This is a genomic window from Bradyrhizobium sp. SZCCHNS30572 (genome assembly GCF_032484415.1).
GTDB lineage: Bacteria > Pseudomonadota > Alphaproteobacteria > Rhizobiales > Xanthobacteraceae > Bradyrhizobium.
The window spans coordinates 99990-113144 of the sequence record NZ_JAUESY010000011.1; the positions used below are offsets into that span (position 1 = coordinate 99990).

9 protein-coding genes are annotated in these 13155 nt (G+C 67.2%); 6 read left to right on the plus strand and 3 right to left on the minus strand.

Annotated features, from left to right (window positions below; translation table 11 throughout):
- Positions 1-120: 120 nt before the first annotated feature.
- Positions 121-993, plus strand: coding sequence for an MlaD family protein (locus QX048_RS29470; RefSeq protein ID WP_315828162.1), 873 nt, complete (start codon positions 121-123; stop codon positions 991-993).
- Between the two features lie 283 nt (positions 994-1276).
- Here the strand turns inward: QX048_RS29470 and QX048_RS29475 are convergent, their stop codons facing one another.
- Positions 1277-6889 carry a methyl-accepting chemotaxis protein gene (locus QX048_RS29475; RefSeq protein ID WP_315753166.1) on the minus strand — a complete coding sequence of 1871 codons (5613 nt, stop codon included), beginning with the start codon at positions 6887-6889 and terminating at the stop codon, positions 1277-1279.
- A 381-nt stretch (positions 6890-7270) separates the two neighbouring features.
- Here QX048_RS29475 and QX048_RS29480 point away from each other — a divergent pair, with 381 nt between their 5' ends.
- Complete coding sequence (locus tag QX048_RS29480) at positions 7271-7645, plus strand: Hpt domain-containing protein (RefSeq protein WP_315753165.1); 375 nt, start codon at positions 7271-7273, stop codon at positions 7643-7645.
- Between the two features lie 83 nt (positions 7646-7728).
- Positions 7729-8049: a 2Fe-2S iron-sulfur cluster-binding protein gene (locus QX048_RS29485; protein ID WP_172115065.1), complete on the plus strand. Its 321-nt coding sequence runs from the start codon at positions 7729-7731 to the stop codon at positions 8047-8049.
- Between the two features lie 50 nt (positions 8050-8099).
- Here the strand turns inward: QX048_RS29485 and QX048_RS29490 are convergent, their stop codons facing one another.
- Entirely contained in the window at positions 8100-8564 is a 465-nt protein-coding gene (locus QX048_RS29490; RefSeq protein ID WP_315828161.1) for an acyl-CoA thioesterase, read from the minus strand.
- A gap of 174 nt (positions 8565-8738) precedes the next feature.
- Here QX048_RS29490 and QX048_RS29495 point away from each other — a divergent pair, with 174 nt between their 5' ends.
- From QX048_RS29495 to QX048_RS29505, 3 genes are all read left to right on the plus strand, one after another.
- On the plus strand, positions 8739-9767 hold the full coding sequence (locus tag QX048_RS29495; RefSeq protein WP_315828160.1) for an NAD(P)/FAD-dependent oxidoreductase: 1029 nt from the start codon (positions 8739-8741) through the stop codon (positions 9765-9767).
- Between the two features lie 172 nt (positions 9768-9939).
- A complete protein-coding gene (locus QX048_RS29500) occupies positions 9940-10548 on the plus strand; it encodes a DUF2147 domain-containing protein (RefSeq protein ID WP_315713622.1) in 609 nt (202 codons plus the stop codon).
- A gap of 196 nt (positions 10549-10744) precedes the next feature.
- Positions 10745-11005 carry a DUF3551 domain-containing protein gene (locus QX048_RS29505; RefSeq protein WP_316200825.1) on the plus strand — a complete coding sequence of 87 codons (261 nt, stop codon included), beginning with the start codon at positions 10745-10747 and terminating at the stop codon, positions 11003-11005.
- Between the two features lie 203 nt (positions 11006-11208).
- Here the strand turns inward: QX048_RS29505 and QX048_RS29510 are convergent, their stop codons facing one another.
- Positions 11209-13155, minus strand: a complete 1947-nt coding sequence (locus tag QX048_RS29510) for a hypothetical protein (protein ID WP_315828158.1) — start codon at positions 13153-13155, stop codon at positions 11209-11211.

Sequence of the window (13155 nt, forward strand, 5' to 3'; positions counted from 1 at the left end):
CGGGAGTGGGGACTGCCGCGACAAAGTTGATGGGGTGGGTGCCGCTGTCCGGCGCCAACCGACAGTGCACGGAAGCGGGGGCCGGATGACCGCCGCGACGTGCCGGTACCGGAGTTGGTAATGGAAACGCGGGCGAATTACGTCCTGATCGGGTCGTTCACGCTGGCTGTGATTGCCGCGGCGATCGGATTTGTCCTCTGGTTTCAGAGCCTGCACACGACCAAGCAGCGCAGCCCGCTGCGGGTCGTGTTCGAGGGTCCGGCCGCGGGTCTGCGCAACGGCGGCAGCGTCAACTTCAATGGTATCCGGGTCGGTGAGGTCATCTCGGTCAAGCTCGACAATCCGCGCCGCGTCGTCGCGCTGGCGATGGTCGAGAACAACGCGCCGATCCGCAAGGACACCCTGGTCGGGCTCGAGTTCCAGGGCCTGACCGGCGTCGCCGCGATCTCGCTGAAGGGCGGCGAGGAGGCTGCGCCGCCGCCGCCGCTCGACGAGGATGGCGTGCCGATGCTGCGTGCCGATCCGACCCGGCTGCAGGACGTGACCGAAGCGATCCGAGCCACCTTGCAGAACATCAACAAGGTGGTCGCGGACAACCAGGACGCCGTGAAGAACTCGATCAAGAATCTCGAGGTGTTCACCCAGTCGCTGGCCCGCAATTCCGAGCGCATCGATGGCGTCATGAGCCGTGTCGACGGCATCATGGGCAAGGCCGATACCCTGATGCTCGGTCTCAACACGCTGGCCGGCGGCAAGGATGGCGGCGAGCTGTTCCTGACGGTGAAATCGATCCGGGAGCTCGCCGAGGATCTGGACAAACGCTCCGGCGCGCTGATGGCCGATGGACGGCGCACGCTGTCCGACATCAGCCGCGCCGTGAACAATTTCGACCGCAATCCGACCCGGGTCCTATTCGGGGCCAGCAACGCCAGCCCGAGCAACGCCCAGGCCTCGCAGCCCGCGCCCGCGGCGCCCACCAGCGGGCGGCGGTGAGGGAGGCGGGCGGGCGCAGGGCGTAGCGAGAGGCAGCGCCTCGGTGCCCTCCGCGGCGATGCACCGATTGCTCCACGCTCGGCTTGGCATTGTCCCGTCTCATGCTGACTGGCATCCCGGGCGCCTGCAACGACGGCTGCCGTGCCGGTCGGGCCGGCGACGGGCAAATCCGAAAACGCTTCACTGGACCCCGATAAGCGAAACGGAGGCCTCGCGGCCTCCGTTGTCTATTCTCATCGCGGTCGGCTCCTCGCCATCCGCTAGTCGCTGTTCGCTGCTCCCGTCACGCCAGCCTTCCGGCGGCGTGGGCGAGCAAGGTGTAGACCAGCCCGGTCTCCGAGGTGAGCTGGGCACGCAGCGCCTGCGGATTGCGGTCGTCGCGTGCGACCTCGTCGAGCAGCCGCTCGAACTCGGTGATGTAGCGGTCCACCGTCTGCTTGAAGGTGCGGTCGGCGCGGTACTTGCGGGCGACCTCGTCGAACGCCTTCTGGCCGGCCGGGGTGTAGAGACGCTTGGAGAACGCCTTGGTCTCGCCCCGCTGGTAGCGGTCCCACATCTCGGCCGCGAGATTGCGGTCCATCAGCCGTGCGATGTCGAGCGACAGCGACTCCAGCGGATTGCCCGACTGCTGCGCCGGACCGCGGCCACGCGGCGGCTGGGGCTGGCCGGCGGTGCTGTTGTCGGCCCGGTTGAGCAGGTCGGACAGCCAGTTGTCGCTGCGCTGATCGGCGACCGGACCCATCGGCGGCGCCTCGACCCGGCGTGGCTGCGGCGGCGGGGCCGGCGGCTGCATGCCGAGATCCGGCGGCGGCAGGTTGGCGACGCTGGTCGCAGCCGGCTCGCGCAGGCGCATGTCCGGCCGGCCGCCGACGGCTGCGGCGACGATCGGCTCTTCCTGACGGATCACGGCCGCTGGCGCCGCGACCGCGGCGGGACGCGACGCGCTGACCACGTCGAGACCGCGGCCGTGATGCGCGACGATCCGGTTGAGTTCGGCCAGCGCCTCGATCTGGTCGACGATGACCTTGCGCATCTGCGCCGTGCTCTCGGCGGCCTCCTGCGGCATCTCCAGCACGCCGCGGCGCAGCTCGTTGCGCGTCGCCTCGAGCTCGCGATGCATCTCGGCGGTCATCTGCTTCATGCTCGACACCAGCGTGGCGAACTTCTCCGCCGACTGCTTGAACATCGCATCGGCTTCCTGCGTGCTCTGCTGGTAGATCTCCTGCATCTGCGACGTGGTGAGGCGGCGTTCCTCCTCCGCGTTGGCGCGGATGGCCTCGAACTGGCGGCTGAGCGCGGTCGAGCCGGCCCCCGCCGTTTCCGCCACGACCCGGGCGATGTCGCGGGCGCGCTCCTCGGCGGCCGCCAAGGACTCGTCGAGCAGGGTGGTGAAGCGCGTCAGACGCTGGTCGAGATCGGCGGTGCGCAGATCGATAGTGGTGACCAGCGATTCCAGCGTCGTCTTGCGATCCGAGATCGAGACGGTCGCATCGCGGTTGCTCTGCTCGACGATGGCCGCCGCCTCGATCAGCGCCTTGCCATGCGCGTCGAACTGGCCGGACAGCGAGTTGAGATCCTCCAGCGCCCGCGACGTCTTGGAGTTGAACACGTTGAGCTGGTCCTCGAGCGTCTGCGTCGCGGTGCCGTTGCGTGCGGTGACGTCGTTCATCGCGGTGACGAAGTCGGCCACCCGGGTGACCAGCGCCCGCTCCAGCGAGTTGAGGTTGTCGTGGGCGCCGGTCAGGACCTCCTGCAGCAGGATGTTGCCCTCGCGCAGACGTTCGAACAGGGCGACCGTATCGGTGCGCAGGATCTTGCTCGTCTCCTGCATCTCGGTGACCGCAGCCACCGAGACCTGGCGCGACTGCTCGATCGCCGCGCGCGAGGCCTGCTCCAGCTCCTTGAGCGACTTGGTGATCGCGGTGGTCGCGAGCTCTCCCGCCGAGGTGATGGTGCGGGCGACCTCGGAGCCGTTGCCATTGACGCTCTGGGCGAAGTTCTGGCCGCGGACCTCGATCGCCTTCAGCGCGTCGGTGGTGACGCGATCGATCTCGATCGTGAGCTGGTTGGTCTTCGAGTTGAGTGCCTCCACAAGGGTGCCGCGCTTGCCGTCGAGCATCTGCGACAGCCGCTCGCTCTGCTGCTGCACATAGGTGACGATCTCGTCGGTCTTGCCGGTCATGGCCGAGCCGAACGAGTTGCCGGCGGCGAGCACCGAGCGCTCGATCTCGGTCGAGGTCGACTTGACCCGCGTGGAGACCTCGTTGGAGGCGGCGACGAGCGCGCTCTGCGCATTGAGCGCGCTGCTCTGGATCGCATCGGTGGTGTTCGCCGCGACGGAATTGATGACGCGCTCGATCTCCGACGACATCGCCTTGAGCTGGCCCGCGGTGTCGGTGGAGGTGGCGGTCAGCAGGTTCTGTGCCTCGCGCGCGCCGCCGACGATCACCGCGACCGTCTCGGTCGTGGTCGTCGTCAGCACCGCCTGGGCTTCGCGTGCGCTGCCGACCAGGGTGGCCGCGGTGTCGGCCGACGTGGCGGTCAGCGACATCTGCGCCTGGCGCGCGCTGTTGAGGATCGAGGTCGCGGTATCGGCGCCGACGGACGACAGCGTCCGCTCGACGTCGACGGCCAGCGACTTGACGTGCTCGGTTGCTTCCGTCGAGGCGGTGACGAGCTTCGACTGGACGTCGCGGGCGCTGTCGACGATCGCTGCGGCGGTGCTGGTTCCGACCGCGGCGAGCGTGCGCTCGACGTCGGCCGCCAGCGACTTGACGTGATTGGCCGCTTCGGACGAAGCGCTGATCAGCGTGCTCTGCGCTTCCCGGGCGCCGCCGGTGATCGTTTCCGCGGTGGTCGTCCCCGCGATCGACAGCGAGCGCTGGACGTCGACGGTCAGCGCCTTGACCTGTTCGGCCGCTTCGCTCGATGCCGCGAGCAGGGCATGCTGGGCATCACGGGCGCCCGCCGTGATGGCTTCGGCGGTTTCCGTCCCGGCACTGGTCAGCGAGCGCTGCACGTCGGCTGCGAGCGACTTCACGTGCTCGGCCGCGTTGGAGGAGGCGGACACCAGCGTGTTCTGGACCTCGCGTGCACCGGCGAGGATCGAGGCTGCCGTGGCCGAGCCGGCGGCCGTCAGCGCCTGCTCGACGTCGACGGCGAGCGACTTGACGTGGGTGGCGGCATCGGAGGAGGCGGACACCAGCGTGTTCTGGGCCTCGCGCGCACCGGCGAGGATCGAGGCTGCGGTGGTCGAGCCTGCCGCCGTGAGCGTGCGCTCGACGTCGGCCGACAGCGACTTGATCTGGTCGGCGGTCTCGCCGGAGGCCGCGACCAGCGTGGCCTGGGCCTCGCGTGCGCTGGTCAGCACGGCCTCGGCCGCGCTGCTGCCTGCGTTCGACAGGGCACGCTCGACCTCGGCGGAGGTGTTCTTCAACTGCGATCCGACGTCGGTCGAGACGTTGAGCAGCGCCTGCTGTGCCGAGCGGGCCCCGGTCTGGATGGTCTCGCTGGTGTTGACCACGAGGTTGGTCAGCGCCCGCTCCGCATCTTCCACATGCGACTTGATGCTGGCGGACAGCAGCTCGGCGCGGGTCATCAGTTCGTCGCTCGCCTGGCGGCCGCTGCTCTCGATGCGGCCGGCCACGGCCTCGACGCGCGAGCCGAGCAGGTCCTCGAACTGCGACACGCGATGGTCGATGTCCTTGGCGATCGAGCCGACGCGGGTCTCGATGCCCTGATGGATGTCCTGGAAGCGCGCGGTGACGGCTTCGGTCAGCTCGTAGCTGCGGCCGTCGATGATGTTCGACAGGCTGTGGATGCGCTGATCGATCGCTTCGAGCGCCTTGTCGGTGCCGTCAGTCAGCGAGGAGGTCAGTATGTTGAGGCGGGAATCGATCGACTGGATCGCCTGCGCCGAGCCATCGGTCAGCGAGGAGGTCAGCACGGTCAGCCGCGAGTCGATCGCGTGCAGCACCTGGGCAGCGCCGTCGGTCAGCGAGTTGGACAGAGTGCCGAGGCGGCCTTCGATCGTCGAGGTGACCGAGGTCGCGCGGTTGTCGAAGTTCTCCTCGAGCGACTTGAGGCGGCCCTCGACGCTGTCGTCGAAGGTCTTGATCTTCGCATCGAGCGAGGTGTCGAGGGTGGTGATGCGGGCCTGCAGATTGGTCTCGAACTGGTTCAGCCGCTGATCCAGCGTCGCCGTGATCTCACCGCTGTTGGACGACAGCCGCGTATCGAACGTATCGACATAGGACTTGAGATTGTCGGAGATTTCCTGGGTCCGCTGGCCCATGCGCTCGACGATCTCGCCGCCATAGGTCTTCACCGTGCGGTCGAATTCGGTGATGTGCCGGGTGATCAGCGCGCCCAGCGTCGAGCTGTCGCGTGCGAAGCGCTCGGCGAGCTCGGTGCCCTGGTTCTTCACCAGCTCGTCGAAGGCGCTGATCTGGATCGACAGCGTGTCGTGGGTGCTCTCGGTCTGGCTCACGACCTTGGCGACCAGCGAATTGACGGTCGCATCGAGCGACTCGCTCGCCTTCTCGCCTGACGTGACGATGTGGCCGGACATGCGCTGGCTCGCCTCGTCGATCTTGGTGACGAGATCGCCGCTGCGCAGCTCGAGCTCCAGCAGGAGGGACTCGCCGGACGCCTTGAGCTGGTCGTGAACCTGTTCGGTTCGCACCGAGATGCCGTCGACGATGGCCGCCGTGCGCTGCTCGAACTCGCTGGTGATGCGGTCGATGCGCTCGTTGAGCATCTCGTGGACTCGGTCCGACAGGTCGGCGAACTCGTCGTGGACGTGGCCGGTCTTGAAATTGAGGCTGGTGGTGAGCCGCTCCGAGGCGTCGAGCACGGCGCGGGTGGTCTCGGCGCTGGCCTCTTCGAGCCGGTCGAGCAGATCGCCGCCGCGCTCGCCGAGCGCGAGGATCATGTTGTCGCCGGCGTTGCCGAGCGCGGCCGTGATGTGGGCGCCGCGCTCTTCCAGCGCGCCGGTGATGCTCTTGGCGACCTCGTCGACCCGCGAGGCGATCGCGTCCGAGATCAGCGCGATGTCGTGGCGAAGGTCGATCTGGACGCCCGAGATGGCGCTCCGGACCTGCTCGGCCTGGCCCACGAGGTTGTCGCGCTGATGGGCGATGTCCTGGAGCAGGGCGCGGATGCGGACCTCGTTGTCGCTGTAGGCGCGCTCGAGCGCCGCAACCTCGTTGGCGACCAGCATCTCGAGCTCGCCTGCGCGAGCGATCGCGCGCTCGACGCCGTCGCCCATCGCCGCGACCTCGCGGCGGATGGCCTGGCCGACGGTCACGATGGAATCGCTGACGGCGCCTTCCGGCTCGGAGAAGCGGATCGCGACCTGCGCCATCGACTGCGCGATCATGCGCAGCTCCTGGCCGCGCCAAGCGAGGCTCGCGAGGAAATAGAACAGCAGAACCGGGGCAAAGAACACTGCGGCGAGGCCTGCCATGACCAGCACGCCGCCGCTCTGGCCGATCAAGGTCTGCAAAGCGGGCAGGAAGCCGATGGTCAGCAGGACGCAGCCGACGATCCAGATGCCTGCAAAGGCGGTTGCCAGCGTGTAGACGCCGCGTGACGGGCGGCCCTTCTGGATCGCCTGCAGCAATTGGCCGATAGTCTCGCGGTCGTCATTGGCCGGGCGGCGCGCGGCGAGCGGCGGCGGCTCGATCTCGTCAAGGCTGCTGCGGTCGATGCCCGGACGCGAGTCGAACGAATCCAGACTGGACACGCCGTTCGGCATGACGGGCGGAGCCCCGTCAGCGTGGACCGAGCCCTGCGAGTCCGTGGGCGCGGACGAATCGCTGATGTTCAAAGCCTCCTGAATGGCGGACAGCGCAACTTCAGTCGGGTCTTTGACCTTTTTCGGAGTGTTCGCCATGTTGAGTCCGAGCCCTCGTCTTAATTTCGATCCGGCGAGCCGCGTACGAGTGCCCTCTCGCAACGCTCGAACCGGACGTCATCCCTCGCAGGCACCAGGGGTGGCAAATTCCGCCAGGTGACCCACTCCATCCGGGCATCATCCTATTGGCTGTGCCTGTTGAAAGAAATGGCCGTGGTTAAGAGATTCTTAATCATCGTTAACAGCAGCCGCCGTTAACACTCTAGAAGTTCTGCGAATTCCCGTTTCTGCCGTGATTGGGGCAGAGCCGGGCCCAAATCACGGCAAACCCGCGGCAATTGGGCCGGTAACAATGCATTAACCATTGTCGTGCTTGGCTTACCACAGGCGCGCGCGGCGCGCCCGGACCGGATTGCCGCCATGATTCCCGACCTTTCACGGATCGAATGGATGCCCTCGCCCCCGCTGGTTCCCGATGACGGGCCGATCAGCCTGGACCTGCTGCGCCGGATGACGCTCGGCGACAGCGCGCTCGAGCGCGAGGTGCTCGCCATGTTCTCCAGCCAGGCCGTCCGCCTGCTGGAGCGGTTGCAGGTGATGCCCGAGGATGCCGCCACCGTCGCCCACACGCTGAAGGGCTCGGCCCGCGCCGTCGGCGCGCTCGACGTCGCCGACGCGGCGGAAGGGCTCGAAGCGGCGCTGCGGGCGGGCGATCCGGCCGATGCGCTGGCCTGGCTCGGCACGGCGATCGCGCAGGCCCGCGCGGCGATTTCGGAGATGCTCGGCGCGGCCTGAGCGGCCGGCGGCAGCACTAGCGCGGAGCGGAGCGGTCCGTTATAGGACAGCCCGACCTCATTTCCTGCGCAGCACGAGCACACATGGCCAAGATCACCTTTGTCGACCATACCGGCGAATCCCGAACCGTTGACATCGAAAACGGCGCGACCGTGATGGAAGCGGCGATCCGCAACGCCATTCCCGGCATCGAGGCCGAATGTGGCGGCGCGTGCGCCTGCGCGACTTGCCATGTCTATGTCGACGAAGCCTGGCGCGAGAAGGTCGGCCCGCCGACCCCGATGGAAGAGGACATGCTCGATTTCGGCTACGATGTCCGGCCGAATTCCCGTCTTTCCTGCCAGATCAAGGTCTCCGACGAACTCGACGGCCTCGTCGTCGCCACCCCCGAGCGTCAGGCCTGACCGTTCGCCTCGCGCCCTCGTCGCCGCGCTTCGGCTGATCGCCGCCAGGCCTATGCCGGCGGCGCGATCGCCATGCCGCGGCGGACCCAGGGCTGTAGCGCAGCAACGAGATTCGGCGTCAGCGGCGCCGGTTTGCGCGTCACCTCGTCGATCAGGACCATGACCGCGGTGGCCGACGCCACGCAGCGCCCGTCCGAGAACACGACCTGCTCGCAGGTCACCGACGTGCGCCCCAGCCTCACGACCCCCAGTCCCAGTTCGATCGTGCCCGGCCAGCGCAGCTCGGCCCGGAAATGCATGTCCAGCCGCACCATGATCCAGGCCAGCCCGTCCTGGGTCAGGCCATGGCGCGGGTCTTTCATCAAGGTCACCCGGCCGGTCTCGAAGTAGGTCGCGTAGACCGCATTGTTGACGTGCTGGTTGGGATCGAGGTCGCCGAAGCGGACATTGTCCGCGAGGCGGTAGGGAAAGTCCTCCAGGCGTGGCGCGTGGTCGCCGCGGGCCGTCTCTGTCACCGATTGATCTCCATCATTCATGTCCCCTTCAAACCCGGCTAAGCCCACCGCTGCAAGCCGCGCGCGAGCCAGGGGCGGCTTTTGTGCCTTCCCTGCGACCACACCAATGGCTACAAATTCGGAACCGCCATCTGCCGCCATCCGTCGAGCGGCGCCTCCAACGAGAAGAGCGACATGAGCGAAGCGATCAAGACCGATGTGCTGATCATTGGCGCGGGCCCTTGCGGACTGTTTGCCGTTTTTGAACTGGGGCTGCTCGACATCAAGGCGCATCTGATCGACATCCTCGACAAGGTCGGCGGCCAATGCGCCGAGCTGTATCCGGAGAAGCCGATCTACGACATTCCCGGCGTGCCGATGGTGGCGGGGCAGGGCCTCACCGATCAATTGATGGAGCAGATCAAGCCGTTCAGTCCGACCTTCCATCTCGGCGAGATGGTCGAGAAGGTCGAAAAGATCGGCGATCCCGGTTTTCGCGTCACCACCGATGCCGGCAAGGTGTTCGAGTGCAAGGTCGTGGTGATCGCGGCCGGCGGCGGCTCGTTCCAGCCCAAGCGCCCGCCGGTGCCGGGCATCGAGGCCTATGAAGGCACCTCGGTATTCTATGCCGTGCGCAAGATGGAGCAGTTCCGCGACAAGAATGTCGTCATCGTCGGCGGCGGCGACTCCGCGCTCGACTGGACGCTCAACCTGCACCCCATCGCGAAGCGCATCACGCTCGTTCATCGCCGCGACGACTTCCGTGCCGCGCCCCACAGCGTCGAGCAGATGCGCGCGCTCGTCGCCGGCGGCAAGATGGATCTGCGCATCGGCCAGGTGACGGCGCTCGAAGGCGCCAATGGCCAGCTGTCGGCTGCGACGATCAAGGGCAACGACAACGCGGTCGAGACCGTCCCCTGCGAGATGATGCTGCCATTCTTCGGACTGACGATGAAACTCGGTCCGGTTGCCGAGTGGGGCCTCGCGCTCGAGCACAATCTCATTCCGGTCGAGACCTCTGCCTTCGAGACCTCCGTGCCCGGCATCTTCGCGATCGGCGACATCAACACCTATCCCGGCAAGATCAAGCTGATCCTGTGCGGCTTCCACGAGGGCGCGCTGATGGCGCAGAAGGCGCACCGCTACGTGTATCCGGAGAAGCGGCTGGTGTTCCAGTACACGACATCGTCGTCGAGCCTGCAGAAGAAGCTCGGCGTCAACTAATTTGTCGGCGGTATGGAACCTTCCGCCGCCGGACCAACTCAAATGTGAAGAAATGTTTCCTGCGCGTGCCGGTTTCACCGGCGCGCCAGACCTGTTATGGGGCTGGAACGATGCATGAAACGGCCGTACTGTGCGGCCATTCATTTTGTGACTTGGTCAAGGTGAGATGATGATGCGCAATGCGTTTCCCCGACTTCGGCTGGTGCCTGGTGTGACGAAGCTCGCGATCGGCGCGCTCGTCGTTGCCGGTGCTCTGCTGACGCGGCCTGCGCTCGCGGCTGAGCCGACCGCGGCCGGTCTGTGGCAGAAGGTCGAGGATGGCAGGCCCGTCGGCTGGTTTCTCTTCATCGACCACGACGGCGTGTTCGAGGGCGTGATCGCCAAGACGTTTCCGCGTCCCGGCGACAATCCGAACGAGGTCTGTTCGAAGTGCAGCGATGACCGCAAGAATGCGCCGGTGCTCGGCATCTCCTTCGTGCGCGACATGAAGCGCGAGGGCCTGAAATACGAAGGCGGCAACGTGCTCAATCCGCGCGACGGCAACATCTGGAAGGCCAATATGCGGGTCAGTCCGGACGGGCAGACGCTGATCCTGCACGGCTATCTCGGCATCTCGCTGTTTGGCAAGGACGAGACCTGGACCCGCCTGCCGGACAGCAACATGGCGCAGATCGATCCTGCGATCCTCGCCAAATATCTGCCCTCGCAGGCGACGACGGCAACCGGCCCCGCCACCAAGCAGGCGCCTCCAATGATGAAGAAGCCGGCTGCAGTCAAGTAGACTGTTTCCGAACTGCGACCGTCCTCGCTCCTGGCCGACAAGGGATCGCGATCTCGGACACCGCGTCGGCGAAGAGCTTGATCCAGATCAACCGTGTGGTCGAGGACAAGGTCTCCATGATCATCTGGGCGTTGCTTGCCGGTGATCGTGAGACCATTGGCCGCAGCGGCCGGAATTCGACGAGGGAGCGATGCTGATGCTGCGTTGGATCATCGCGGGGAGCGCGGCCATCTCCATGATCCCGATCGCCGCTGCTCAAACCTATGATTCCAATTATCCTGTCTGCCTACAAAGGTGGGAATGGGGTGGTAGCACCTATGTCGAATGCACCTATACGTCCTGGGATCAGTGTCGAAGGGCAGGCCGGGGCCTCGCGGCCATGTGCGTGAACAACCCATATTGGGCACAAGGACAATCAGGATCGCTTGGCGGTGGTCGCCGTCGATTTGCGCGCTGAGCGTTGGGACGTCGAGGCCGACACGTTCTTTCGAGGCGGCCCGGCTCTCCATCCGCTCCCAACCCACCGTGAGGCCCGCGATCTCGCCGCCCCACAGCCTTTGTTCCTGAGCGCCCGCTCACGGAGGGGCGTCCCGAAAGACGGTGTGCCGAGCGGAGCGCTTCAGGCCGTTCTTCCTCTGCGATCCCTACCCGAATGGCCGACTACTGCCTCACCACGCCCGCCGGCGGCAGCGGCTGGCTGGTGACGTTGGGCTCGGCCGCATCGAGGTTGAGCACTTGCGCCGCGGCCGGAAAGGCGGCGTCGGCCATCGCGGCATGGCCCTCCGCCGTCGGATGCACGGCGCCGCCATAGACCGCGGACAGCACGCCCCAGCTCGCATCGTGGATGTCGGAGGGCTGCATCGCCGCCGGCAGCCCTTGCGGATAGGTCATCGCCGAGAAGTAGCTGTCGTTGGCATCGCGGATCCAGCGCGCGCGCGGCAGATAGGGACGATACTCGCTGGCGCCGCGGCCGCACAGCAGCGGCTCGTTGGCGGCGCTGACGATGTTCGGATCGAAGCTGGCGCCGTCGGCCGAAAAGCATTCGCGGTCGAACGGCGGATCCTGCGTCGAGCGGGCGCAGAAGCCGTGATCGGCAAACGCGGCCTGATGCGCATCGACGAAGGTCATGCGGTCGGCCTGCGGATCGCGGCACAGGACTCCCGCGGTACATTGCGCCAGCCCGCGTAGCGACGGCAGGAACTCGTTCTCGACGAAGCCCGCGACCTTGGCGAGCCGCTGCGGATTGGCATTGAACGATGGGTGGATAGCGAAACCGGCCGGACCACCGGGGCAGGGCGTGCCGGGGCCGCTCAGTGCCGGGTTGCCGTACGAAGTGTAGATGACGTGCGAGAGGTCGCCGACCAGCGGCTTCAGCGCCTCGCGCAGCTTGGCAAAACCCTGCGGCAGGTCGCGCGCCAGCTCGCTGCGCGATTCCTCGACCGAGCCGATCACGCCTGAGCGTTTGAACAGCGTGCGTTCGGTCGGCGTATCGACGATGACGTCGGCGACGAGACCGGAGAAGTTGATGTCGTTGGCGCCGATCGACAGCAGAATCAGATCGAGCTTGCGGTCCGGCTGGCGACGCTTGGCCGCGGTCAGCGCCTCGCGCAGCTCGCCGAGCTGGCCGTTGACGCTGCCGGCGCAGGTGGTCGCGGCGCGGCCCGGCGTGCATTCGCGTGCGCGCTGGCTGCCGAACAGGCCGTCGGCGATGGTGGCGCCCGTGCAGGCGAGCGGCAGGTAGGTGACCGCGACATGCGGATAGCGCACCGCCAGCGCCAGCGCCGTCCGTGTCTGGTAGCTGTAGAGCGAGCGGTGGCAGGCGGCGTTGAGCCAGACCGCGCTGTGCTTCTGCCAGTTCTGCAGCGTGTCCGGCGCCTCGCAGGCGCGGCCGCCTCTGAAGCCGGCCCGGCTCGGCCGATAATATTGCGCCGTCGGACCGCCGAGATAGGAGCGGAAGCAGAAGCCCTCGTCGGCGAGCGCGATCGGGCGGTCCGGGTTGCCCTCGCCGGAGGCGATGCTGTCGCCGAGGCCGGCGATCAGGACGTCGCGGACCTGGATTCCCGTCGACACCTGCTGCGTGCCTTCCGGGCTGGCGACATCGACGGATGCGACGGTCTGGCGGCCGTAGCGGACGCGCAGGTTGACCGGTTCGGCGCAGTCGAATGTCGAGGTCTGCGGCCCGTCGCCGTCGTCGAACGACCACGCGCAGGTGGCGCCGACCGGGACCGGGCCGGTCAGGCGCACCGTGACCGGATGGTCGATCGGCGTGAGATAGCTTTCCTTGACGTTGTCGCGCGTGCACGGCTCGTTGATGCGGCCGGCGAGGTCGATGCAGAGCCGGTTGACGACGTTCCGGGCCCAGCCGCGGCCGTCGCTCTGCACCGCCAACGCCTGCTCGGCGGCGAGGATGGAGCGGTCGCGCGTGCTCTCGGTATGCAGCAGGAAGTCGCGCTCCTCCCGGAAGAGACGGAAGCGGTTGCGCACCTCCCAGCTGATCTGCAGCGGCGTTGCGCCGAACTGCGCGGCCGCCTCGGTGGCGGCGAGAGGGGCGAGCAGGCCGGCCAGGACGCAGGCGGCGAGCAGCGGACGAAGGGGCATTCGGGTCAT

Bases quoted from the DNA above. Each gene is read 5' to 3' on its own strand.
- QX048_RS29470 (WP_315828162.1), top strand. From the start codon at position 121: ATGGAAACGCGGGCGAATTACGTCCTGATCGGGTCGTTCACGCTGGCT.
- QX048_RS29485 (WP_172115065.1), top strand. From the start codon at position 7,729: ATGGCCAAGATCACCTTTGTCGACCATACCGGCGAATCCCGAACCGTT.
- QX048_RS29500 (WP_315713622.1), top strand. From the start codon at position 9,940: ATGCGCAATGCGTTTCCCCGACTTCGGCTGGTGCCTGGTGTGACGAAG.
- QX048_RS29475 (WP_315753166.1), bottom strand. From the start codon at position 6,889: ATGGCGAACACTCCGAAAAAGGTCAAAGACCCGACTGAAGTTGCGCTG.
- QX048_RS29505 (WP_316200825.1), top strand. From the start codon at position 10,745: ATGCTGCGTTGGATCATCGCGGGGAGCGCGGCCATCTCCATGATCCCG.
- QX048_RS29495 (WP_315828160.1), top strand. From the start codon at position 8,739: ATGAGCGAAGCGATCAAGACCGATGTGCTGATCATTGGCGCGGGCCCT.
- QX048_RS29480 (WP_315753165.1), top strand. From the start codon at position 7,271: ATGATTCCCGACCTTTCACGGATCGAATGGATGCCCTCGCCCCCGCTG.
- QX048_RS29510 (WP_315828158.1), bottom strand. From the start codon at position 13,155: ATGACCCGAATGCCCCTTCGTCCGCTGCTCGCCGCCTGCGTCCTGGCC.